Below are 24166 nucleotides of genomic sequence, written 5' to 3' on the forward strand. Positions count from 1 at the left end.
AACTTCCTGGGCTTTCAAGCCCAAAAAGAGGTTTTACACTTTGTTCAGATTTTTCAGAAAAAAGAAAACCCCACGAAACAGGGTTTCGTGGGGGTCCCGCGCTGGCCGTGCGGATCCATTTAAAACCTGCACGAAATGGCAGGTGGGTTGCCTCCATGATGTTTCGTTGCTTCCAACTTCCAGCCGTCCCTCAAAGGGGCGCCGGGAGGCCTGCAGTCCGCATCATGAGTGGGGCATCCCGTTTAAGAAATGTGGGTTTAAATAAAACCCGTCACGCACCGCGCAGGAATCGGGGTTCAGGAGTGCTCCTCGTCCTCATCGGCGAAGAGAGCCTCCATAAACTGCTGATAGACCAGCTCCAGTTCCTCATCACTGTCCAGGGTGGAGAGCTGTTCCTCGCCGTCCACCTGGACGACTTTCAGAATGATCAGGCCGTTTTCCTCGTCGTCCAGATCCACTTCTTCCACAGCGTCTCCCTGCTCCTCCCCCTGAATGGCGGGGAAGAAGGCCATGTAGGTCTGGCCGTTGTAATCCAGGGTGTCTACATGCTCCAGCTCAAACTCATTGCCGTCCTCATCGGTGACGTTGATGAAATCAGGGCCAAATTCTTCGCTCATATCGGGCACCATACCTTCCTTTTGTTCGTCTCTATTGTAGCCTGTAGCGGTCCAAAATGCAAGAGCAGGATAGGGCAAATTTTCGGAAAGTTCCAAAAGGTTCCTGAAAAGGAAGGAAAGAGGGTGGACAACAGGGGGAAACGTGATATAATAACATCGGTTCTCTGTCAATAATATGGTACGAAAAAGGAACAAAAAGCTGGTTTCACCTGATACGGAGGTGTCATTTTTGCCGTCAAGATCCAATGAAAATCATTCGCAGCCCCGGCGCAGCCGGAGCCGGAAGCAGTCCTCTCCGGCGGTACACGCGCTGGGGATCGCAGGCAAGGTACTGGGTACCCTCCTGCTGGTCATGCTGATCACGGGGGTCATCCTGGCCTGCTTTGCCATGGTATATATCAAAACGGTGATCCTGCCCCAGGCCCATCTGGAAGCCAATTTTGATATGAACCTGACCAGCACCATCTATTATATGGACCCGGACACCGGGGAATACGTGGAACATCTTGCCCTCCACGGGGAAGAGAACCGGAAGAAGGTCACTTACGACCAGATCCCCCAAAATCTGGTCAACGCCACCATTGCCATTGAGGACGAACGATTCCTCAAGCACAACGGCGTGGACTGGAAGCGTACCCTCAACGGTGTGCTGCTTATGTTTACCGGAAGAGACATCCAGGGTGGTTCCACCATTACCCAGCAGCTGATCAAAAACGCCACCCAGTATGATGACGTCACCGTCAAGCGCAAGATCCTGGAGATTTTTACCGCCCTGGACTTTGATGCCACCTACTCCAAAGACCAGATCATGGAGTGGTATCTTAATCTGATCTATCTGGGCGATAATTGTTACGGCGTGGCCACTGCTGCTGAGAACTATTTCGGCAAGGACGTGTCTGAGCTGAGCCTGGCCGAGTGCGCCAGTCTTATCAGCATCACTAACAACCCCACCCTGTACGGGCCCAACTCCAGCGTGCGCATTACCAATCAGGAGACCGGCGAGGTTACCACCGGCCGGGAGCGCAACAAGCAGCGCCAGGAGTTGGTGCTGTGGAAGATGCTGGACCTGGGCATGATCACCCAGGAGGAGTACGACCAGGCTGTGGCGGAGGAGCTGGTGTTCACCCGCAGCGAGGATGAGAGCAAGCCCTCTACCATTTACAACTGGTATGATGAGCAGGTCATCACCGACGTGATCAATGATCTGGTGACCGAGTGTGGCTACTCCCAGACCCTGGCCGAGAATATGGTGTACTCCGGCGGCCTGAAGATCTACGCCTGCGTGGATACCCGCATCCAGTCCATGGTGGAGTCGGTGTACTACGATCAGAGCAGCCTCCAGCTGCCCTCCAAAAAGGGCCAGGATATCCAGTCCTCCATCGTCATCATCGACCCCCAGGGCAACGTGGTGGGTCTGGCGGGTGCGCTGGGCGAAAAAACGGCCAACCGGGTGCTCAATATGGCCAGCGGTACCGTGCGTCAGCCTGGTTCTTCCATCAAACCCCTGTCGGTGTATGGCCCGGCCATTGAGATGGGACTCATCACCCCGGCGTCGGTGTACGCCGATGAGCCGGTACGGGTGCTCAACGGCAAGAACTGGCCTTTGAACAATCCCCAGACCTACCGGGGCAACATCACGGTAAACACCGCCGTGCAGGTGTCCTCCAACCCCGTGGCCGTGCGCGTCCTGGAGCAGATGGGCGCCGAGACCTCCTTCGAGTTTGTGGAGGAGAAGTTCCACATCGACCTGGAGGAGTCCTATCTGAGCAACGGCGAGGTCAAGAACGACTATGGTTCCAGCCAGCTGGCCCTGGGCGGTCTGACCCACGGTGTCAGTGTCATGGATATGGCCGCCGCCTACTCGGTCTTCCCCCGGGACGGTGTGTATATCGAACCCCACACCTACACCAAGGTGACCCAGGAGGTGGATGGGGTGGAGAAGGTGCTGCTGGACAACACTGAGAGCGAAGGTGAAGTGATCCTCTCCACCAAGACCACCTACTATATGAATGAGATGCTCAAGGATGTGGTGACCAGGGGTACCGGTACCGCCGCCCGTATCTCGGGCATGACGGTAGCGGGCAAGACCGGTTCCACCACCGCCAACAACGACAGGTGGTTTGTGGGCTACACCCCCTACTACACCGCTGCCGTCTGGGTGGGCTACAAGACCCCGGAGCGGATCTATGCCAGCAACAACCCTGCCGCCGTCATGTGGCAGAAGGTCATGAGCCAGGTCCATCAGGGCTTGCCCAACAAGGGCTTCAGCGATGCCAGCGGCCTGACCAGTGTGGATATCTGTATGGACAGCGGCCTGCGGGCCAGCGAAGCCTGCTACAGCGATCCCAGAGGGGATCGGGTGGTGCAGATGTACCTCTTTGCCGACGATGTGCCGGCGGAGCAGTGCGGCGCTCATGTGCTGGTGGATGTGTGTACCGATTCTCCCATTCTGGACGCCAACGGCAGTCCCATCGCGGGCCTGTATCACCTGGCCGGCGAGTATTGCCCCAGAGAGGCCGATGATGCCCAGGGCGTGACGGTGAAGTCCATCGGTGTGCTTACCACCGATACGGCGGACAGCCAGTACACCAAGGCTTTCCTGGAGTCCCAGGGCACCTGTACGGTCCACACCACGGAAACGCCTCAGCAGCCCGAGCCGTACGATCCCTCCACCTTCCGGCTGGAGGATCAGTCCACCTGGCCTACCCAGGAGCAGTGGCCCGGCTTCAATCCGGAGGACCCGTCCACCTATCCCACGGTTCCCCCAGAGACCTCTCCCACGCCTGACCCCGGTGAGACGGAGGGAACAGAGGGGACCACCTCTCCCACGCCGGCTCCCTCAGCAAACGATAATTCCTGATCGAAAGAGACTGTAAGACCCCAAACAAGCGGGCGCCTCAGGGCGCCCGCTTGTTTTCTGCTCTGCTCCGGTCCGGTGTGCTGAAGAATTGAAAAGAGAAATATCAGAAAAACGTAAGGAGAGGCAGAGTGGGTGCAAAAGAGGACTGGAACCATGCTTTTTGAGGGAGAAAAACAGCTCTCCCACTGTAAAACCGGCCTGCGGAAAGAGAGAATACAGGTCGAACGCTGTAAAATAAGGATACGCCGGATGAGAGCGGGACGGAGCCTGTCTGAAATTGCGGTAAGAGGCCGGTTTCACCACTGGACGGAAGCAGAAAAATCTGATACACTGGAGCAAAATCACAGCAGGAGGGACCATTATGCTGATCCAACAGGTCGTTGCATTTTTACTTGCAGGGGTGCTGATGACAGGCGGCACGGCGGGAGGCGATCTCCAGGATGTGCCGCAGGATAGCTGGGCATATTCCTATGTTTCCTATATCGTGGAGCATGATGTCATGTCTACCACCAAGACCGGCTATTTCCTGGGTGAGGTCCAGATCAACCGGGGCGATTTTATTCTCAGCCTGTGGCGGGCAGCGGGCAGTCCTGCCGGCGGTTCCGTGGATTTTTCCGACGTAAAGCAGGAAGACGCCTGCTATGAGGCTCTGGCCTGGGCGACGCAGCAGGGGATCTGCCAGGATATTACGGGCGATGCATTCTCTCCCGCAGCCTATCTGAATCGGGAAGAGGCGTGCGCCTTCCTGTGGCGGGCCCTGCCGGCCTTCGGCGTGGAGCCGCGGGAGGGACAGTCCGGCGGGCTGTCCGGCTTTGAGGATGTAGATGCCGTCAGCAGCTGGGCCCTGGATGCCGTGGGCGACCTGTATGCCCGCGGTATCATCAGCGGCACCAGCGACACTCAGTTCTCACCTGCGGGACCGGTGACCCGCAATGAGGCGGCCGCCATGCTCTACAAGACCCTGGAGCTGGCGGGAAAGATCGAAGGGGAAGAGAAACCCTCGGTTCCCACCAGCACCGTGCCGGAGGACGAGTGGTCCTGGTTTGACGATGCGGTCTTTGTGGGCGACTCGGTCTCCCTCAAGCTCACCGGCTATGTGACCAAGACCCGGCAAAGCGACCCCGATTACCTGGGTAAGGCCCAGTTTCTCACCGCCGGCAGCCTGGGCAGCGGCAACGCTCTGTGGGAAGTGAGTGACAAGTCGGTCCACCCCCTTTATCAGGGCACCAAGATGCGCCTGGAGGATTCCGTCCAGGCCTGCGGTGCCAAGAAGATGTATATCCTGCTGGGCATGAACGACATCGGCCTGTATGGTGTGGAGGACTCCGTCAAGAACATGGAGACCCTGCTGGGGCTCATCAAGGAGAAGACCCCTGACCTGCAGATTTTTGTGCAGTCGGCCACCCCCATCCACAAGGGCAACGAGAAGAAGGTGCTCAACAACGCCAATCTGCGCCTGTACAATGAGCAGCTGCAGGAGATGTGCCAGCGCAACGGCTACTACTATGTGGATATCGCCTCGGTGCTCACCGACGGGGAGGGCTATCTGCCCGACGCCTATTGCAGCGACGCCTCCGGCATGGGTATGCACTTCACCGACGAGGCCTGCCGCATCTGGGTGGACTACCTGAAGCAGGACGCGGCCGCCCGCCAGGCGGGCTGAGTCCAACAAAAGAAAAAGCGCGGCTACTGCCGCGGAGAAAGGTGATCTGAATGAAAAAGATGGTGCGCAGCGTGCTGCTGCTGTCCCTGGCCGCTCTGATGATGCTGGGCGCATCCGCCTGCGGCGGCAAGCAGGCCGCCGCCGACCTGGACGTGAAGGCGGTCATGGAGGATATGCTGGCCAAGCATCCCATTGAGAACGGCATGGAGTTGGGTGAGAGCGATATGCTGAACTTCTACGGCATCCCGGCGGAAGACATGGAGGCCTTTGCCGCCGACCTGGCCGCCGACGGCATTACCGCCAACGAGATCGTGCTGGTGAAGGCCAAGGATGAGGACAGCGCCAAGGAAGTGGAGACCAAGCTCCAGAACCGCCTGGATGCCCGGCGCAATGAGCTCAACGGCTATCTCCCCGACCAGTATGCCATCGTGGAGAAGAGCGAGGTCAAGCGGGACGGCGTGTATGTGCGTCTCATCATCTCTCCGGAGCAGGATGCTCTGGTGGAGCTGTACAACAGCTACCTCAACGGCTAAACAGACTGAATGAAAAAGCGTTCCATTGCAGCTGCAATGGAACGCTTTTTTGTTGACGTCGGGAGAGACTCAGTTGAGCCGCCACACGCCAAAATTCAGATAGGCGGCGAAGCTCACCCAGAGCAGATAGGGGACCTGCAGCCAGGCAGCGAGGGGATCTACCTGCCGGAAGGTAAAGATCATCCACAGGATCAGGCCCCACAGAATGAGCAGCCAGATCAGCGCGATTCCGAAGACCTGGAAGTTGAAGAACAGAATGCTCCAGAAAAAGTTGAAGGCCAGCTGGAGCAAAAAGATGCGCAGACCTCTGGTGCGCTCCGGGGAGGGCTCTGCCAGATAGATCCGTGCCGCGCCAATGCCCATCAGGACAAAGAGGATGGCCCAGACGATGGGAAAGACTATAGCGGGCGGGGAGAGGGGCGGTTTTACAATGGTTTGGCTGTACAGCTGGGAGCCCTCCCGGGTCAGCCACCCGGACAGAAACCCCACGCCCTCGGTAAAGAGGATCCACAGAACATAGGAAAGCCATTTGTGCTTTTTCATCTGAAATCACCCGGGGATAGCATATGCCGGGGGAGAAAAAATATGCGGCAGACAGGGGTCATTCGCTTTTGATGGCCTCCAGGGCGGGAATGCGCACCGCCTTGTTGGCGGGGTAGTAGCCTGAGCCCAGGCCGATGAGCACGGAAAACAGAATGGCAAACAGGAGCAGCCAGGGCGGAATGATGGACACCCGGGTTACCGATTCGCCGCCCACAATGGCGGGAATCACATTTTCCAAGGATGGGCCCAGGGAGACCAGATTGATGGCGATCATGGCCCCAAAGCTGATGACGCAGCCGATGAGACCGCCGATGAGGCCGATGGCCCCCGCTTCTGACAGGAACATGATCCGGATATCGCTGACGTAGCAGCCCAGGGACTTCATGATGCCGATCTCCCGGGTGCGCTCGGAGATGGACATGATCATGGTGTTGGTGATGCCCAGAGCGGCCACGAAGAGGGAGATAGCGCCCAGGCCGCCCAGCATCAGCTGCTTCTGCCTGGCCTCCTTCTCCATGGGCTTGCGGATGCTCTCCATGGATTCGGTGGGGTAGCCCATGGTTTTGATCTCCTGCTCCACAGGTTCCACCTGTTCGATGCCCTTTACCTTGACCATGACCGATTCATAGGCCGGTTTCCTGCCCTTTTTACCCTGGACCTTTTCCATCAGCTTTTGCAAATCGGGCATGTTGAACAGCAGGCCCTCGGAGGTCTCGCTGCCCTTGGAATAGTCCTCCTTTACCACGCCCACCGGGGTCAGGGGGATGGTGACCTTGCCGTTCTGAGTCTCCACCACCATGGTCAGCTGTCCCTTCAGCGGGTCGAAGTAGGGCGGCGGCGGGTCTACCGGTTTGCCGCTGTCGTCAAATTCGGCGCTCCAGCGGTCGATCATATTGCGTCCCTCAGGCCGCAGGGTGTCCTTGAAGCTGTAGGCCAGATATTGACCGATGAGCACCTCCCCCTCCCGTTTGGGCAGGGTGCCCTCCACCAGACGGTAGCCCACCTGCTCCAAGGCGTTGGTGTCCACCCCTACCACGGAGGTCCAGTCAGCCACATAGCGCCTGCCGGCACCGGCGATCAGGGAGATGGAGTCGGCCTCCAGCCCCTGCTTGGGGGTGAGGGCTTCAACACCGGGGATGCCCCGGATGCGCCGCAGCAGCGGGTCGTCCAGCTTGACCTTGCCCCGGCCGCCCTGGGGGGCGTTGACCGTGATGATGGTCAGGTCCCCCATCTGGGACAGGGTCCGCTCCTGGGCCTCCTTCATGCCGATGCCCAGGGACACCATGATGACGATGGAGCAGCAGCCGATGAGCACCCCCAGCACGGTGAGAAAGGTACGGGATTTCCGGCGCATCAGGTTTTGCAGGCAGATGCGCAGCATATCCTTCCGCTTCATGACTTATTCCTCCCCGCCGGAAGAGGTGTCGTCCCAGTTGTCCCAGCTGTCGGCGCCGGTGGCCTTGCCGTCCCGCTTCTTTTTCCAGATCAGCAGACCGGCAGCACCTGCCAGGGCTGCGCCCCCGGCAGCCAGACCAACCGGAAGCCAGGGAAAGCCCCCCTCTTCCATGGCCGGGTCAAAGTCATCGGGGATATCCTCCGGCGGAGGTGCAGCCACGACATGGAGGGTGACGGGGAATTCGCGGGTCTGGACCTGCTGGTCGGCGTTCTCATAGCTGATCTTGAGGACTACCTTGATGTCGCCCTCGGTCATGGGAGTGAGGGCAAAGCCGATGTTGCCGTTGGCTCCGGCGGTGACGTTGCCCAGGTACTGGGTGCGGGCGGGAGTCTCCACATCGTCCCCCTCCACGGTGGCCTCCAAGTTGGCCAGGTCGTCCTTGCCCTTGTTGACGTAGGCCAGCAGCAGCTCAGTCTCCTCGCCCACGTTCACGGACTCGGGGACGGAGGGGGCGTCGATCTGGAAGCGGTCGGGCTGGTAGACGGGGATGGACAGCTTAATCTCGGAGGTGGCCTGGGACCGCTTGTCCCCATCCATATACTCGTACTTGAAAGAGAGCATGGTGCTCTGAGCGCCGCTCTTTCCGGTGGGGATGGCCCGCATGGGAATGGTCTGGGCCTGATTGCCGCCGGGGGCGATGGCCTTGTAGAAGAAGGTGTTGGTGCCTGCGTCCATGGTGAAGGTCTCTCCGCCGTCCACGGTGAGCACCACGTTCTCGATGCGGACGGCGCCGGTGTTCTCAAAGGTGATGCCCAGAGGGAAGGCACTGCCGGCAGCCACCGAGCTCTCCCCGAAGGAGAAGCTGCGCACCACCACATTGGGTACTGAGGCGTCCGCCTTGGAGGGGACGTTAGCGGACAGGTTCACCTTGTCGGAGGAGGTGGCCTGGGTCAGAGCCTCGCCGTTGTCGTAGCTGTATTTCAGTTCGGTGCTCAGGGACTGGTTGGTGGAGGACATGTCCTTGGTTGCCTGTACCTTTACCGAGATGGAGGCGGTCTTGCCTGGCTCCAGGTCGGGCAGCAGGAAGGTGGAAGTGGGGTCCATCAGGATGAGGGACTCGGAGGGGGTGACGGTGACCACCGGCTTGACCAGCTTGGCGGCGCCGGCATTCTGGAAGGTGAGGGTCACTCCGGCGGTCTCACCGGGAGAGATGGGCTTGGCTGCCGCCGAGCGGGAGACCAGCACTACCGGCTGAGGGACGGTCTCCTTGGCCAGGGTAGGGATGATGACCTTGTCGGAGACAGAGGCCTGGGTGAGCATGCCGCCGTTATCGTAGCCGAATTTCAGCTCGGCGCTGAGGGACTGGCTGGTGGCGGTATTGCCCCGGGCTGCCTGGACCCGCACGTCGATGCTGACCGATCGGCCGGGGTCGATGTCGGGCAGCAGGAAGGTGGCGGCGTCGTTGAGGACGATGAGGGATTCGGAAGGAGTGACGGCCACCACCGGCTTGACCAGACGGGTGGAGCTGGTGTTCTGGAACCGCAGGGTAACGGTGGCGCTCTCCTCGGGGGCCAGGGGATGCTCCAGAGGGGAGCGGGTGATGAGGACCACCGGCTGGGGCACGCTGTCCCGGCCCAGGGCGGGTATGCTGATCTTGTCGGTCATGGTGCCCTGGGTTTCGGCTACGTTATTGAAGTAGTTGAATTTCAGGTCCACCCCCAGGGACTGGGCGGGAGAGGGGATGGTGCTGGAGGCCTGCACCGTGATGGTCAGGCTGACGCTCTTCTTTCCCGGAATGTCAGGCAGGGGGAAGGAGGAGGAGCCTCCGGCGATGCTGATGCCGTCGGAGGGGGAGAAGGTGACCACCGGGGAGGTGAGGCGGGTGCGGCTCATGTTTTGGAAGGTGATGGTGACGGGAACCTCCTGCCCGGCCTCAATGGGCTTGTCCAGGGCGCTGCGGGATACCAGCACGGTGGGAGCGGGAATGGGCTCCGGCGGCGTGGGGACCGGTTCGGGGGTGGGCTGAGGGGCCTCGTACACCACCGCCTCGCTGATGGTAAGCTCCAGGGTCTGATAGCTGTCCGGCTGTCCGGCGGTGCCCACCTGGAGTTTCAGATTTTGTCCCACGCCCTTGTAGGTCAGGCCGGAGAGGTGGACGGTATATACCAGAGGGGTGTCGGGGGCGGAGGTCTTCTCCACGAAGAGCACGCCGCCGGTAAAGCTGTCGTCCAGTTTGGTGATATCCAGGTTTTTGGGATCATTCTGGCCGGTACCGTCGCCGGTGTCCTTGATGGAGACCGATAGATTGACTACGTTGCCCTTGGTAATGCTGTAGACCGGGGCGCCGGCGGCGTTGGTCACCCGGTAACCGGTGATGTACAGGTTACTGCCCTCGGCTCCCAGGGCGGCAGGCAGATGGGCGGCCAGCATGGCCAGCCACAGGAGCACGGACAGGCCTGTGCGCAAAACACTATGCTTCATGGGGAGGTCTCTCCTTTTGGTTGATTTCGTTGCGGACGATCTCGCCGTCGATGAGGGTGACGATCCGGTGGGCGTAGGCGGCCATCTCAGGATCGTGGGTGACCAGAATGATGGTCTGGTGGTAGTCCCGGGCGAAGGTACAGATCATGTCCATGATCTCCACCGTGGTCTTGGAGTCCAGGTTGCCGGTAGGCTCGTCGGCAAAGACCACGTCGGGCCGGGCGATGAAGGCCCGGGCGATGCCCGCCCGCTGCTGCTGTCCGCCCGACATCTGCCATGGAAAGTGGTCCAGCCGGTGGGACAGCCCCACCCGGGTGAGCAGCTTGCGGGCGGCGGCCTCCCGCTGGGCCTTGGGCACCCCACGGAACATCAGGGGAAGGGCCACATTTTCGGTGGCGGTCAGGTTGGGCAGCAGATTGTAGGACTGGAACACAAAGCCCAGATGCTGCTGCCGGAAGGCGGCCAGCTGGTTTTCGTTGAGCCGGGAGATGGGCACGCCGCCGATGCGTACCTCGCCCCGGGTGGGCTTCTCCATCCCCGCCAGCTGGTTGAGCAGGGTACTTTTGCCCGAGCCGGAGGTGCCGAAAATGCAGCAGATCTCTCCCCGGGACACATTGAGATTGATGCGCTTGAGCGCCACCACCGTCTCGTCGCCGATGGGGTACTCCTTGCGGACATTTTTGACTTCAATAATGGGGCGGCTGCGCAGGTCAGGCCCATTCATAGGTGTTGCCCCCTTTCGGAGGGAGAGTATAGCGGGGGAAACTTTATTCCCCATGAGTGTTTTGTTAAGATTCCTAAAGGCGGGGGAAAGAAAAAAGGACGCTCCGGACCATTGGTCCGGAGCGTCCTTGCTCAATCGGAGGAATCGGGATGGTACAGGGGCAGGGTGAGGACAAATTCGGTGCCTGTGCCCCGAGCGGGACGGGGAGAGAGGGAGATGGAACCGCCGTGGAGCTCCAGAATGCGGCGGGTGATGGCCAGACCCAGGCCGCTGCCCTGGCCGGAGCGGGCGTCGCTGCCCACCACAAAGGGCTCAAAGATATCTTTGGCCCGCTGAGGCGGAATACCCGCCCCGTTGTCCGCCACGGTGAGGACCGCCTGTCCATCCCGGGCGGCCGCGCCAAAGAAGAGCATGGTGCCCAGTCGGTTGTGACGCAGGGCGTTGGACAGCAGGTTGTCCAGCACCCGGCGGAATTGCAGAGGGTCCAGTTCGCAGCGCAGAGGATGGTCGGGCAGGTCGATATCCAGACCAAAGCCCGCCAGATCGATCTCGTCGTATTTTTCCGCCAGGTAGGCCCTCAAAAACTCGCACAGATCGGTGGGCTGGGTGTGGAGTACAAACTCCGGGTGCTCCACCTTGCTGTACTCGTGGAAGGCGTTGACCAGTTCGGTGAGGGCGGCCGCCTTGCCCTGGATGGCCTGTAGGTAGCGCTCCTGCTCCTCAGGCGGCACCTTTCCGTCCCGGATGGCGTCGATGTACCCGGCGATGACGGTAATGGGGGTCTTGAGATCGTGGGAGATGTCGGCGATCAGCTTCTGTCGGCCCTGGTCCAGCCGCCGCCGCTCCGCCTCGCTCTCCGCCAGCTGGTCGGAGAAGTGGTCAAAGCTCTCACCGATGCGGCGGATCTCCCGGGTGCCGCCGCAGTCTCCCACCCGGACCATGCGGCCTTCCGACTGGGAGACCACCGCTTCGTTGAGCCGCTGCAGAGGCCGGCCGATCCGCCGGCTCAGCCAGGTGATGAACAGTCCGGCGCTGAGCAGGTACAGGGGCAGAAAGAGCAGCCAGATCCACCAGGACTCCTGTAGGCGACGGGTGTAGTCGGCGTCGCTGAGAGAGGCCTCCCGCAGCAGCACAGTCATGGATGTGCCGTCTTCACTGAGAAAGTTTCCCCGGAAGAGGGCGCAGCCGGGAAACCGCCGCCCGGACAGGTAGGAAAACTCACGGGGCGTGTAGTCCATCCGCCCGTCGACGGGTTCGCCGAAGATCACCTGAAAGTAATCATCCAGCACCACGGTTTCCACCTTGCTGGTGGACAGGGACTGCCGGAGCACCAGGTAGCGGGGCGTACCGTCCGCCCCGGTCTGTTCAAAGGTGTTGACCATGGTGTCTCCGTCCCAGACGGGGACGCAGGAGAGCTCGTCATAAGTGCATACTGGATCAAAGCCGTCAGCGGAGGTATAGATCAGCATGGATTCCTCGTCATAGACGGCAAAGGCGCTGCCGGTACTGCCGACGTAGCGGTCCAGCCGCTCATAATTGCCGGAGATCAGCGCCGGGTCGGACATCAGACCGGACCAGTCCGCCGGACGGAAGAGCCGGTCCAGCCAGGCGTTCCACAGCAGAAAGATCCCGCCTGCGATGAACAGCAGGGTGAGGGTGAAGAGCAGGTAGTTGCGTACCAGCAGGCCGAACAGGCTGCCGGGAACCGGTTTACTTTTCAAGCTTATACCCCAGTCCTCTCACAGTAATAATATAGCGGGGATTCTTGGGATCGTCCTCCAGCTTGTCCCGCAGCTTGGAGATGTGGACCATCATGGTGTTGTCATCCCCCTCGAAATAGGGACCCACCGCCCCCTCGTACAGCTGGATCTTGGTAAAAATGCGGCCGGGGGAGCGCATAAGCAGCGCCAGAATTTTATATTCCATGGGGGTGAGGGGGATGGAGACGCCCCGCTTGGTGAGCTGGCAGGTGACGGTGTCCAGGCTCAGATCCCGGACGGACAGCACGTCCCGCCCTGTCCGTCCCACCCGGCGCAGCTGGGCCTTTACCCGGGCCACGATCTCCACCGGATTGAAGGGCTTGGCAATGTAGTCGTCTGCCCCCAGATTGAGCCCCAGAATCTTGTCATTGTCCTGGCTCTTGGCGGACAGAATCAGAATGGGCAGCTCGCTGTACTGGCGCAGGGCCCGGGTCAGTTCAAAGCCGTTGAGACCGGGCATCATGATGTCCAGAATGGCCATGTCCGGACTGTGGGTCCGGGCAAGCTCCAGGGCCGTGGCCCCATCCTCCGCCTCCAGAACCTGAAAGCCGTCCCCCTCCAGATAAAGCCGCAGCAGGCCCCGGATATCCGCGTCGTCCTCCGCGATGAGGATCAGAGGCGTCATGGGTCATCCCTCCTTTTTATCTCTTTGGTAGGCCTATTGTAGCAGAGGACAGGCCGGTGGAAAAGACTGCCGGGGCAAAAAAACAGGACATTAAAAAATCTTAAGAATTGCCGGTGAGGATAGAAAAAATGCCAATGCGTTGCATCTGCAACAGACAAAAGCCTAGAAGTTTGCTATGATATAAAACACAAAGAGAAGTCACAGATGCGGTGATGAAGAAGCGGTGCGCGGCATCCCCGCAAAATCATAAGAGGTGAATGTTATGACGACTCCAATCATCAATCCCCGTAAGGCAGCGGTGGTGGGCTGCGGCTTTGTAGGTTCGGCCACCGCGTTTGCACTGATGCAGAGCCATCTCTTTTCCGAGCTGGTGCTGCTGGACGTAAATTTTGACAAGGCCGACGGCGAGGCCAAGGACATTGCCCACGGCATTCCCTTTGCCGGAGCCATGCAGGTTTACGCCGGCACCTATGACGATGTGGCGGATGCTGCCGTCATCATTGTGACGGCGGGGGCCAACCAGAAGCCGGACGAGACCCGGTTGGACCTGGTTCACAAAAATGTGGAGATTTTCAAGAGCATCATCCCGGAGATCGCCAAGCGGAATTTCCAGGGCATCCTGCTCATTGTGTCCAATCCGGTAGATATCCTCACCTACGCGGCACTCAAGCTCAGCGGCCTGCCGGAGCACCGGGTCATCGGCTCGGGCACCGTGCTGGATACCGCCCGGCTCAAGTACCAGCTGGGGCAGCACCTGAGTGTGGACAGCCGCAGCGTACACGCCTTCATCATCGGCGAGCACGGCGACAGCGAGATCGCTGTTTGGAGCAGCTCCAATGTATCGGGCATCCCCCTCAACGATTTCTGCGAGATGCGGGGCCATTATGACCACGTGGCCTCCATGAAGAAGATCGCTGAGCAGGTCAAGACCAGCGCCTACGAGATCATCGCCAAGAAGCACGCCACCTACTACGGCATCGCCATGTCGGTAAAGCGGATCTGCGAGGTCATTGTCCGCAACGAGAAGTCCATCCTACCGGTATCCACCATGATGCACGGCGAGTACGGCATTGAGGGCATTGCACTGAGTATGCCCGCCATTGTGGGCCTGGATGGGGTGGAGACCCACGTGCCCATCGTGCTGGATGAGGAGGAGCAGAAGCAGCTCCGGCATTCGGCGGAGACCCTGAAGCAGGTGGCGGAGACCCTGAATCTGTAATAGAGCGTGAAAGACCCCAGACCGGGCGGATTTTTACCAATCCGCCCGGTCTGTCTGCATGTGCCTGTTAGAACATGTAATTTATGTTTGACGGAATTGGGTATGATGTACTATCATATCCACAAGGCCTTTCCGGCGCGCAGTGTGGAGCGAAGGGAGGGCAGATAGAGAGAAAAGAGAAGAGATGGGAGGCGGACGAGATGGAACGGAAGGGGAGCGCAGGGCATCTGGCGGCGCTGCTCACCATCGTAATCTGGGGTACGACTTTTATTTCAACCAAGGTGCTGCTGGTGGATTTTGATCCGGTAGAGATTTTGTTCTACCGGTTTGTTATGGGTCTGCTGGCGCTGTATGTGGTATATCCCCGGCGGATGAAAAAGACCACGGCCAAACAGGAGTTGACCTTTGCGGCGGCGGGTCTGTGCGGTGTGTGTCTCTACTACCTGCTGGAAAATATTGCGTTAACCCAGACGTTGGCCTGCAATGTCAGCGTAATCGTCTCGGTGGCCCCCTTCTTTATTGCTCTTCTATCCCATCTGGTGTTCAAGGGACAGGAGAAGCTGCGGGTCAATTTTTTCCTGGGCTTTGTGCTGGCTATGGCAGGTATTTTCCTCATCAGCACCGGCGGGGCGGAGGTCCACATCAGCCCGGTGGGTGATCTGCTGGCCCTGCTGGCCTCCATCATCTGGGCATTCTACTCCATCCTGATGCAGAAGATCGGCGGCTACGGCTACCCTACGGTGCAGGTCACCCGGCGCATCTTCCTGTACGGTATCCTTTTCATGGTGCCCGCCCTCTTCTTCTTTGACTTGCGGTGGGCCCCGGAGCGCTTTGTGAATCCGGTATATCTGGGCAACTTCCTGTTCCTGGGACTGGGGGCATGCGCTCTCTGCTTTGTGACCTGGAACTTTGCGGTGAAGATGCTGGGGCCGGTGAAGACCAGTGTGTACATCTACATGGTGCCCGTTATCACCGTGGTGGCCTCGGTGCTCATTCTCCACGAGCCGCTGACCTGGGCCACCGGCGTAGGCGCTCTGCTCACTCTGGGGGGCCTGTTCCTGTCCGAGTTCAAGCGCAGAGGAAAGACATAATGGGAAAAAGCACGCCGCAGAGTTCTGCGGCGTGCTTTCTATTTCAGGATGATAGGCAGACGAGCGCCCAGGCGGGAGAGCAGTTCGTTGGCAATGGTACCGCACTGGACGGCCACCTCCTCCGCCCTCAGAACAGTATCCCCGTCGGTGCCGATAAGGGTGACCATATCGCCGGGAGCGGCCTGAGGCAGGTGAGTGACATCCACCAGCAGCTGATCCATGCACATCCGGCCCACCATGGGGCAGAAGGTGCCCCGGATGAGTACCCGGCCGCCCTGCTGAGTGAGGGCGCGGGGCAGACCGTCGGCGTAGCCTATGGTGACCACCGCCAGACGGGTGTCTTGCTCCGCCCGGAAGGCCAGACCGTAGCCCGCCCCGTCGCCTGGCGGGATGGTGCGCACCGAGGCCACCCGGGCCCGGAGGGCCAGGGCGGGGCGAAGCTCCAGGGGGTGGAGAACGGGGGTCAGATCGCTGGCCACGCCATAGAGGGCGATACCTGCCCGCACATAGCGGCAGGGCTGGGGCGGAAGGTTCCAGAGACCGTAGCTGGCCTGAATGTGGACGGCTCCGGGGTCATAACCCTGTTCCTTCATCCAGCGGACAGCGGCATAGAAGCGGTCCAGCTGCCCCTGGGTGAAGGCCATGTCCGCCGGGGCCAGACTGTCAGAGACGCACAGGTGAGAAAAGACGCCGCTGATGCGGAGGGTGGGCAGGGCGTACAGCCGGGCGATGGCGTCGTGTTCTTCGGCGGGAATGCCCAGGCGGTGCATGCCGGTGTCCAGAGCCAGGTGGACCTGCACCGGGATGCCCTGGGCGGCCAGAGCCAGACCGTGGGCCTCGTCCGCCACCGTCTGGGTCAGCCGCCAGCGGCGGAGCAGGGGGGCCTCCTCCGGCGGAGTATAGCCCAAAATCAGAATGGTGCCGCCCACCCCGTGGCGGCGCAGGGCGATCCCCTCCGCCAGACAGGCCACCGCAAAGGCGTCCACCCCGGCCCGCCGCAGAATGCGGGCGGTGCTGACACCGCCGTGGCCGTAGGCCTCCGCTTTCACCACCGCCATCAGGGAGCAGCCGGAGGGCAGGGCCTCACTCAGTACCCGGGCGTTGTGGATCAGGGCGTTTCGATCCACCTCCCGCCAGGCCCGGGCGGTGGGGGAAGGACGCAGGGGGCGCAGACGGTCCAGAACCAGACCGGCGCAGAGGGTGACCAGCACCACGGCGCAGAAGTGGCCTATGCTGTTATGGACAAAAGGCCCTTCCAGATGGAGCAGCTCCGCCCCGCCCCGTACCGCCACGATGGACCAGGGATGGAGCAGATAGACCAGCAGGGAGAGCCGCCTGGCCCCCTGGTCCCGGCCCTGATTGACGGACTGCAAAAGGGCAAAGAGAAAGATCATGCAGAGGGGCAGGGCCAGATACATACTGTCATGGCGCTGGACGCCCAGATTATGGAGCAGCAATCCCTCCGCCGTCATGGCGGCCATACAGAGCAGGAAGCCTGTCCCGGCGTCCCGGCGGCTCAGACGCACATCTGCCGCCCCCAGCAGTACAAAGAGAGGAACAAAAAACAGGCCGTTTCTGGTGTAGGAGCTGAGGAAAAACAGCCCGTCGTAGCACGGTTCCAGAATGGGGACCTGGGAAACCAGTCCGTAATAGCTGTCCCCGCCCACACCGATCAGGTAGAGCAGACCGGCCAGGGTCAGGGCGGCGGGCATGCCCATCCGGGCCAGCAGCCGGGCCAGGGGTACCCCCAGCAGCAGGGCGGGGAAGTACCACAGGTGGTAGAAGGTGCCGTCGGTCAGCAGCGCTTTGATCCATCCCCAGCCGGAGGGGCTGCCGGTATACCAGTTCAGAGGCAGGTAAAGGGCGATGGACAGGCCGTAGAGCAGCAGGGTCTTGCGCCAGAAGCGGCCCAGGGAGCGCCACTGGCCCGCCGCCAGGAAATGGCCGCTGACCATGAGGAAGAAGGGGACGGCTACCCGGCAGAAGACGCGGGTCAGTACAAAATCCCCCAACGGGGTGATGGAGTCCAGGGGAGAGGTGTGGATACACACCACCATAAGGGCGGCCATCAGACGGAAGCGGTCCAGCGCCGGTCCGTGCAGGCGGGTACTCACGGCGTATCCCTCCAGACCGTCAGGATAAAGCCCCCCACATTGTCGCCGGAGATCTGGCAGCGGCCATCGGGCAGGGGGAGGTCCATGGCTTCCTGGAGGCAGGGCAGGTAGGTGATGCGCACCTTCCGGCCGTGTTCCTCCAGGTTGATGGGGGTATTTCGCTGCACAAAGGCCCGGTATTCTTCCAGGCAGAGGTCGTTTTCCTCCATCAGACGGGCGTGAGGCACCCCCACATAGCGGAAGTGCCAGGGTTCTTCGGCGATGCCGGTAAGGGCCTCCTTATGCCGTTTGTAGCGCTGGACAAAGCCGTATCGGGCAGCCTGCCGCCGGAAGCGTCCGCATACGCCGTCCTCGGGGAAGTGGGGGCGGATGAAATCGATCTCAGGGGCGGCCAGAGCCAGATCCATGGCCAGACCAGTCTGGTGCTCGCTGCATCCGGGCAGGGCCACATACTGCCGGGTAAATGACTCTCCCTCAGTCTTTATAGTGTCGTCCCAGATGGCCTGCTGTTGGTCCTGACTGCGCCAGCCGGAGACCGGCACGATGGCACCGGCGGGGTCCACCTCCTGGAGCAGGGCAGACAGCAGACGGGCGGCCTGCCGCTCCATGGTGATCTGAGGATAGCGGGAGTCCGGCGGGACCAGATAGGGTTGGGCCGGGTCACGGAGGGGGTGGCGGGCATTGACCAGGATCAGGGGACCGGCGGAAATCCGGTCAGGGCATAGGGTGACGGTCCTCATGCCTCCACCCCCGTCTCGATGATCCGGGTGAGCAGGGTGGGGAAATCCAGGCCGATGCCCTTCATCATATTGGGGTAGCGGCTGTGGGAGGTGAAGCCGGGGATGGTGTTGACCTCGTTGAATACTACCTGGCCGTCGGAGGTGAGGAAGAGGTCCACCCGGGCAAAGACCCGACAATCCAGGGCCCGGTAGATGATGCGGGCGGCCTCCTGAACACGGGCGGCCTGCTCCGGTGTGATGCGGGCCGGGCAGTGGATGGCGGAGGTCTTCAGGGTATATTTTTCCTCAAAGTCAAAGAAGCCCCGGGTCAGCTCGATCTCATCCACCAGGCCCACGGTGAGGTCCTGGTTTCCCAGCACTGCGCACCCCACCTCAAAGCCGTCGATGGCCTCCTCCAGCAGCAGCTCCCGGTCGTTGGCAAAGGCGTCGGCCACCGCCTCGCCCAGCTGGTCCGGAGCGGTGACCCGGGTGACGCCGAAGGAGGAACCCGCCCGCACCGGCTTGACAAACAGGGGGTAGCCCAGCCGGGCAGCGGCCTCCTCGATGGCGCTCAGGGGCGCACCCTGATGGAAGAGTGCACTGCGGGGGACGAGAACACCAGCCAGCTGGGCCAGCTTGTGGGCCCGGTCCTTGTCCATGCACAGGGCGCTGGACAGGCAGCCGCAGCCGATGAGGGGGGCGCCGGTCAGCTCCAGCAGGCCCTGGACCGTGCCGTCCTCCCCGTTTTTGCCGTGGAGCACGGGGAAGGCGGCGTCAAAGTCCAGCCGCTGGTCGGAGCCGTCCAGCAGCAGAAGCTGGGGCGTGCCGAAGTCCGGGGACAGGGTACAGCTGACACAGCAGTCCTGATGCCAGGTGTCGTCCTCCAGCCGGTCCAGAGGACCGGAGTAGTGGAGCCAGTGCCCCTGCCGGGTGATGCCCACCATCAGAGGACGGTAGCGGGCCCGGTCCAGGTTGGACAGCACCGCATGGGCCGATTGCAGGGAGACGCCGTATTCCGTGGAGCGTCCGCCGAACAGTACCAGAATTGTTTTCATGCCAAAATCCTCCCAAAAGGCAAAACGCCTTGTTCTGATAACAAAATGGTACCAGAACAGGGCGCATACTGTTTTTCCTTTTCCTTTCGCCGGGCTGTCAGAATTACGGCAAAATTCTTTCAAGTTTCTGAAGAGGACGGGGAGGGGAAGATTCTGCATCCACTCTTGTATTTCGGAACCTGCAAGTATATAATATTTTATAATAGGCCTTTTTTACAGACCTGTGTGAATTGCTGAATTTATGAAGGAGGGAGCACAGCTATGAAATTGCTCCAGCTTTTGGAACAAGATTGTACCCTGACTCCGGAGCAGCTGGCCTCCATGGCGGATATGTCCGTGGAGGAAGTGAAGGCTGCCATCAAGCGCTATGAAGAGGAAAAGATCATCCTGGGCTACAAGGCCATCGTGGACTGGGACCGCACCGACCGTGAGGCGGTCACCGCCCTCATCGAGGTCAAGGTGACCCCCCAGCGGGGCGAGGGCTTCGACCGGGTGGCCGAGCGGATCTACCAGTATGACGAGGTGGAGAGCGTCTATCTCATGAGCGGCGCCTACGACCTGACCGTCATCATCTCCGGCCGCACCCTGAAGGAAGTGGCCCAGTTTGTGGGGGAGCGCCTGTCCACCCTGGAGGACGTGACGGGCACCGCCACCCATTTTATCCTGCATAAATATAAGGAAAAGCATCTGATCTTTGAAAAGCAGGAGAAGCAGCCGAAGGAGTGGATTTTCTCATGAACTACGACGAAATACTGTGTCAGCGCATTCAGGATATCAAGCCCTCCGGCATCCGGCGCTTTTTCGACATTTTGGAGGAGATGAAGGACGCCATCTCCCTGGGCATCGGCGAGCCCGACTTCGTCACCCCCTGGCACATCCGGGATGCCGGCATCTATTCCCTGGAGAAGGGCTTTACCAAGTATACCGGCAACGCCGGTATGGCGGAGCTGCGGCGGGAGATCGCCGCCTACCTGGCCCGCCGTTTTGACCTGCACTATGACTTTGCCAGCCAGATCGTGGTCACCGTGGGCGGCAGTGAGGCCATTGACCTGACCCTGCGCTGCCTGCTCAATCCCGGCGACGAGGTCATCGTGCCCGTGCCCTCCTTTGTGTGCTACGGCCCTCTGGCCTCCATGGCCGGCGGTACCCCCGTCTATGTGGAGCTGAAGGCGGAGAATGAGTTCCGGCTCACCCCGGAGCAGCTGCGCGCCGCCATCACCCCCCGCACCAAGGTGCTGGTGCTCCCCTTCCCCTCCAACCCCACCGGCGGCATCATGGGCCGGGAGGACCTGGAGGCCATTGCCGAGGTACTGCGGGGCACCAACATCATGGTGCTCTCCGACGAGATTTACGCCGAGCTGACCTACGGCCAGCACCACGTGTCCATGGCCAATCTGCCCGACATGTACGACCGCACCATTGTGGTCAACGGCTTCTCCAAGAGCCATGCCATGACCGGCTGGCGTATGGGCTATGTCTGCGGGCCCGCCCCCATCATCAAGCAGATGCTCAAGCTGCACCAGTTCGGCATCATGTCTGCACCCACCGTCAGCCAGTACGCCGCCATTGAGGCCATGCGCAACGGCGACAAGGACATCGAGCACATGCGGGACGAGTACGATGGCCGCCGCCGCTACCTGGTGGAGGGCCTGCGCCGCATCGGCCTGCCCTGCTTTGAGCCCAGAGGGGCTTTCTATGTGTTCCCCGACATCCGGGGCACCGGACTGAGCTCCGATGAGTTCTGCGAGCGCTTCTTGATGGAGGAGAAGGTGGCCGTCATTGCCGGCTCCGCTTTCGGCCCCGGCGGCGAGGGCTTTGTCCGCTGCTGCTACGCCACCTCCATGAAGGATATTGCCGAGGCACTCACCCGTATGGATAACTTCCTGACCAACCTGCGCAAGAAGCAGGGCAGGGCCCAGGAGGAATAAGGAGGAGAGGATATGTACATCACCTGTCTGGACATGGAGGGTGTCCTGGTCCCTGAGATCTGGATCGCCTTTGCAGAGGCCACCGGCATCCCGGAGCTGCGCCGCACCACCCGGGACGAGCCCGACTACAACAAGCTGATGAAGTTCCGCCTGGGTATTCTGAAGGAGCACGGCCTGGGCCTGAAGGAGATCCAGCAGACCATCGCCGGCATCGATCCCCTGCCCGGGGCCAAGGAATTTTTGGACGAGCTGCGCTCTTTCAGTCAGGTGATCATCCTCAGCGATACCTTTGAGCAGTTTGCCCAGCCCCTGATGAAGAAGCTGGGCTGGCCCACCCTGTTCTGCAACACCCTGGAGGTGGCCCCCGACGGGGAGATCACCGGCTTCAGGATGCGCTGCCCCCAGTCCAAGCTGACCACAGTAAAGGCCCTCCAGTCCATCGGCTATGACACCATTGCCGCCGGGGACAGCTTCAACGACCTGGGTATGATCCAGGCCAGCAAGGCGGGCTTCCTGTTCAAGAGTACCGCCCAGATCAAGGCCGACCATCCTGAGCTGCCCGCCTATGAGGAGTTCGGCGACCTGCTGGCCGCCATCCGCAAGGCCATGGACTGAGTACGCCCCAAACTTCATGCCTGAAAAGAGTGAGCGATATGCTGCACCAATTTGACCAGCTGGCCTTCCGGCCGGCCGACATCCTGCTGCCCCGGGACTGCGAGTACCGCAAGTGGTCGGTGGTGGCCTGCGATCAGTATACCTCCCAGCCGGATTACTGGCAGCGGGTGGAGGAATATGTGGGCTCCGCCCCCTCCGCTCTGCGGCTCATCCTGCCGGAGAGCTGCCTGGACGGCCCCAACGTGGAGACCGACATCATGGATGTAAACAACACCATGACCCGCTACCTGCGGGAGGAGCGCTTTGAGGAGTACCCCAACGCCCTCATCTATGTGGAGCGGCGGCTGGACAACCTGAAGGTGCGCCGGGGCCTGGTGGGTATGGTGGATCTGGAGCAGTACGACTATGAGCCAGGCTCCGGAGCCGCCGTGCGCGCCACCGAGGGCACCGTCATGTCCCGGATCCCGCCCCGGGTGGCGGTGCGCAAGAACGCCCCATTGGAGCTGCCCCATGTGATGTTGCTGGCAGACGATCCCGGCAAGACGGTGATCGAGCCCCTGGCTGCCCGCAAGGACAGAATGCGGAAGGTGTACGACTTCGACCTGATGGAGCGGGGGGGACATATTGCCGGTTGGCTGCTGGACGAGGAGAGCATGGCCCTGGTGGCCGACGCCCTGTCTGCCCTGGCCCAGCCCGACGCATTCCGGGCCAAATACGGCTCGGACAACGTGATGGCCTTTGCCGTGGGCGACGGCAACCACTCCCTGGCCACCGCTAAGGAGTGCTACGAGCGGCAGAAGAAGCTGATGCCCAGGGAGCACTGGGACAGCCTGCCCGCCCGCTTCGCCCTGTGCGAGCTGGTGAACCTCCACGACCCGGCCATGGAGTTTGAGGCCATCCACCGGGTACTCTTCGGCGTGGAGCCGGAGAACGTAGTGGAGGCCCTGCTGAAAGCCTTCCCCGGCGCTTTCCGTGGGGAAGGGGACGGACATGTGCTGCGCTACCTTCATGCCGGCGGGCAGGGGGCGGTGACGGTACCCAATCCCGCCGCTCAGCTGGAGGTGGGTACCCTCCAGCCCTTCCTGGATACCTATGTGAAGGAGCACGGCGGACGTATTGACTACATCCACGGGGCGGACGTGGCCCGCGCGCTGGCAGCCCGGCCGGGCAATCTGGCCTTCCTGCTGCCTGCCATGGGGAAGGAACAGCTCTTCCCCACGGTGATCCACGACGGTGCGCTGCCCCGCAAGACCTTCTCCATGGGCGAGGCCCATGACAAGCGCTTCTACCTGGAGGCGCGCAAGATCCGATAAGGAGGGGTCCCATGGCGGTCCTGGAGGTCAAGGCCTATGCCAAACTGAATCTGTCCCTGGATGTGCTGGGAAAGCGGCCTGACGGCTACCACGATATGCGCATGGTGATGCAGACGGTGAGCCTCAGCGACGACATCCGTCTGGAAACCGGCACCGGGCGGCCCCTGCGCATGGAGAGCAATCTGGGTTTCCTGCCTGCCAACGAGAGCAACCTGGCCGCTGCTGCTGCCCTGCGGCTGTGCGAGGCGGCGGGGGCGGACGCCGGTGGGCTGTCCATTGATCTGGAGAAGACCATCCCGGTATGCGCCGGGCTGGCGGGGGGCAGCGCCGACGCTGCCGCCGTGCTCCGGGGGATGAACAAGCTGCTGGGCCTGGGACTGCCCGGGGAGCGGCTGGAGGAGATCGGGGCGCTGGTGGGCTCCGACGTGCCATACTGTGTCCGGGGCGGTACTGTCCTGGCGGAGGGCCGGGGAGAGATCCTCACAGACCTGCCCCTCTTGCCCCACTGCCTGGTGGTGCTGTGCAAGCCCGCCTTTTCGGTGTCCACACCGGAACTGTTCCGCAGTCTGGACGGCTGCCGCATCCGCCGGCGGCCTGATACCGCCGGACTGCTGGCCGCCCTGGAGCAGGGGGATCTGCCGGGCGTAGCCCGGCGGATGTACAACGTCTTTGAGGACGCCCTCCCGGCCCGCCGGGCCCAGGAGATCGACGCCATCAAAAACGTCATGATCCAGCATGGGGCCCTGGGTGCCTCCATGAGCGGCACCGGCCCCACCGTGTTCGGCCTGTTTACCCAGCGGGAGGCGGCCCAGGGAGCCTGGGCGGCGCTGAAGGAGCAGTATCCGGAGACCTTCCTGGCGGAGCGCATGGGAAATCTGCTGGAGCAGGTATAAAAGAGCAAAACACCGTC

At 61.4% G+C, this 24166-nt stretch carries 20 protein-coding genes and 1 other RNA gene; 10 read left to right on the forward strand and 11 right to left on the reverse strand.

The window, feature by feature from the left end:
* Window positions 1–89: 89 nt before the first annotated feature.
* Both ssrS and B5G34_RS12770 read right to left on the reverse strand, forming a co-directional pair.
* Window positions 90–292: non-coding RNA, 6S RNA (ssrS, locus tag B5G34_RS12765), on the reverse strand.
* A 4-nt stretch (window positions 293–296) separates the two neighbouring features.
* Window positions 297–617, reverse strand: coding sequence for a DUF1292 domain-containing protein (locus B5G34_RS12770; protein WP_242957037.1), 321 nt, complete (start codon window positions 615–617; stop codon window positions 297–299).
* Between the two features lie 229 nt (window positions 618–846).
* Here B5G34_RS12770 and B5G34_RS12775 point away from each other — a divergent pair, with 229 nt between their 5' ends.
* From B5G34_RS12775 to B5G34_RS12785, 3 genes are all read left to right on the forward strand, one after another.
* A complete protein-coding gene (locus B5G34_RS12775; protein ID WP_242957039.1) occupies window positions 847–3477 on the forward strand; it encodes a transglycosylase domain-containing protein in 2631 nt (876 codons plus the stop codon).
* 361 nt (window positions 3478–3838) lie between these two features.
* Window positions 3839–5140: an S-layer homology domain-containing protein gene (locus B5G34_RS12780; protein ID WP_087338112.1), complete on the forward strand. Its 1302-nt coding sequence runs from the start codon at window positions 3839–3841 to the stop codon at window positions 5138–5140.
* 50 nt (window positions 5141–5190) lie between these two features.
* Window positions 5191–5673, forward strand: coding sequence for a DUF4358 domain-containing protein (locus B5G34_RS12785; RefSeq protein ID WP_087338117.1), 483 nt, complete (start codon window positions 5191–5193; stop codon window positions 5671–5673).
* Window positions 5674–5742: 69 nt separating this feature from the next.
* Here B5G34_RS12785 and B5G34_RS12790 read toward each other — a convergent pair whose 3' ends face one another.
* The 6 genes from B5G34_RS12790 to B5G34_RS12815 form a co-directional block, all read right to left on the reverse strand.
* Window positions 5743–6216: a TspO/MBR family protein gene (locus B5G34_RS12790; protein WP_087338119.1), complete on the reverse strand. Its 474-nt coding sequence runs from the start codon at window positions 6214–6216 to the stop codon at window positions 5743–5745.
* A gap of 58 nt (window positions 6217–6274) precedes the next feature.
* Window positions 6275–7612, reverse strand: coding sequence for an FtsX-like permease family protein (locus tag B5G34_RS12795; protein WP_087338122.1), 1338 nt, complete (start codon window positions 7610–7612; stop codon window positions 6275–6277).
* A gap of 3 nt (window positions 7613–7615) precedes the next feature.
* Window positions 7616–10093 (reverse strand): DUF11 domain-containing protein, encoded by a 2478-nt coding sequence (locus B5G34_RS12800; protein ID WP_087338127.1) that lies wholly within the window; start codon window positions 10091–10093, stop codon window positions 7616–7618.
* Complete coding sequence (locus B5G34_RS12805) at window positions 10083–10817, reverse strand: ABC transporter ATP-binding protein (protein WP_087338129.1); 735 nt, start codon at window positions 10815–10817, stop codon at window positions 10083–10085. The genes B5G34_RS12800 and B5G34_RS12805 overlap by 11 nt, the downstream gene beginning before the upstream one ends.
* Window positions 10818–10948: 131 nt before the next feature.
* A complete protein-coding gene (locus tag B5G34_RS12810) occupies window positions 10949–12538 on the reverse strand; it encodes a HAMP domain-containing sensor histidine kinase (RefSeq protein WP_087338131.1) in 1590 nt (529 codons plus the stop codon).
* Window positions 12528–13202: a response regulator transcription factor gene (locus B5G34_RS12815; protein ID WP_087338134.1), complete on the reverse strand. Its 675-nt coding sequence runs from the start codon at window positions 13200–13202 to the stop codon at window positions 12528–12530. Before B5G34_RS12815 ends, B5G34_RS12810 begins: the two co-directional genes overlap by 11 nt.
* A gap of 262 nt (window positions 13203–13464) precedes the next feature.
* On the opposite strand from B5G34_RS12815, the gene B5G34_RS12820 reads away from it, so the two are divergent.
* Window positions 13465–14421 carry an L-lactate dehydrogenase gene (locus B5G34_RS12820; protein ID WP_087338136.1) on the forward strand — a complete coding sequence of 319 codons (957 nt, stop codon included), beginning with the start codon at window positions 13465–13467 and terminating at the stop codon, window positions 14419–14421.
* A gap of 200 nt (window positions 14422–14621) precedes the next feature.
* The gene (locus B5G34_RS12825; protein WP_087338140.1) at window positions 14622–15512 is read left to right on the forward strand and encodes a DMT family transporter; all 891 of its coding nucleotides are present in this window, start codon (window positions 14622–14624) and stop codon (window positions 15510–15512) included.
* 38 nt (window positions 15513–15550) lie between these two features.
* Here the strand turns inward: B5G34_RS12825 and vanT are convergent, their stop codons facing one another.
* From vanT to vanG, 3 genes are read right to left on the reverse strand one after another with little or no spacing between them, the layout of a single operon-like run.
* Entirely contained in the window at window positions 15551–17626 is a 2076-nt protein-coding gene (gene vanT / locus B5G34_RS12830; protein WP_242957040.1) for a serine racemase VanT catalytic subunit, read from the reverse strand.
* Entirely contained in the window at window positions 17623–18366 is a 744-nt protein-coding gene (locus B5G34_RS12835; protein WP_087338143.1) for a M15 family metallopeptidase, read from the reverse strand. The genes vanT and B5G34_RS12835 overlap by 4 nt, the downstream gene beginning before the upstream one ends.
* Window positions 18363–19400 (reverse strand): D-alanine--D-serine ligase VanG, encoded by a 1038-nt coding sequence (gene vanG / locus B5G34_RS12840; protein WP_087338146.1) that lies wholly within the window; start codon window positions 19398–19400, stop codon window positions 18363–18365. The genes B5G34_RS12835 and vanG overlap by 4 nt, the downstream gene beginning before the upstream one ends.
* A gap of 261 nt (window positions 19401–19661) precedes the next feature.
* Here vanG and B5G34_RS12845 point away from each other — a divergent pair, with 261 nt between their 5' ends.
* From B5G34_RS12845 to ispE, 5 genes are read left to right on the forward strand one after another with little or no spacing between them, the layout of a single operon-like run.
* Complete coding sequence (locus tag B5G34_RS12845) at window positions 19662–20138, forward strand: Lrp/AsnC family transcriptional regulator (protein WP_087338149.1); 477 nt, start codon at window positions 19662–19664, stop codon at window positions 20136–20138.
* A complete protein-coding gene (locus B5G34_RS12850; RefSeq protein WP_087338152.1) occupies window positions 20135–21328 on the forward strand; it encodes an aminotransferase class I/II-fold pyridoxal phosphate-dependent enzyme in 1194 nt (397 codons plus the stop codon). The genes B5G34_RS12845 and B5G34_RS12850 overlap by 4 nt, the downstream gene beginning before the upstream one ends.
* Window positions 21329–21340: 12 nt before the next feature.
* On the forward strand, window positions 21341–21943 hold the full coding sequence (gene thrH / locus B5G34_RS12855) for a bifunctional phosphoserine phosphatase/homoserine phosphotransferase ThrH (RefSeq protein ID WP_087338155.1): 603 nt from the start codon (window positions 21341–21343) through the stop codon (window positions 21941–21943).
* 38 nt (window positions 21944–21981) lie between these two features.
* Window positions 21982–23256: a DUF1015 domain-containing protein gene (locus B5G34_RS12860; protein ID WP_087338158.1), complete on the forward strand. Its 1275-nt coding sequence runs from the start codon at window positions 21982–21984 to the stop codon at window positions 23254–23256.
* An 11-nt stretch (window positions 23257–23267) separates the two neighbouring features.
* On the forward strand, window positions 23268–24149 hold the full coding sequence (gene ispE / locus B5G34_RS12865; RefSeq protein ID WP_087338161.1) for a 4-(cytidine 5'-diphospho)-2-C-methyl-D-erythritol kinase: 882 nt from the start codon (window positions 23268–23270) through the stop codon (window positions 24147–24149).
* The last annotated feature ends 17 nt before the right edge of the window (window positions 24150–24166 follow it).

Origin of the sequence: Flavonifractor sp. An82, from assembly GCF_002159265.1 — a bacterium.
Taxonomy (GTDB): Bacteria; Bacillota; Clostridia; order Oscillospirales; family Oscillospiraceae; genus Flavonifractor.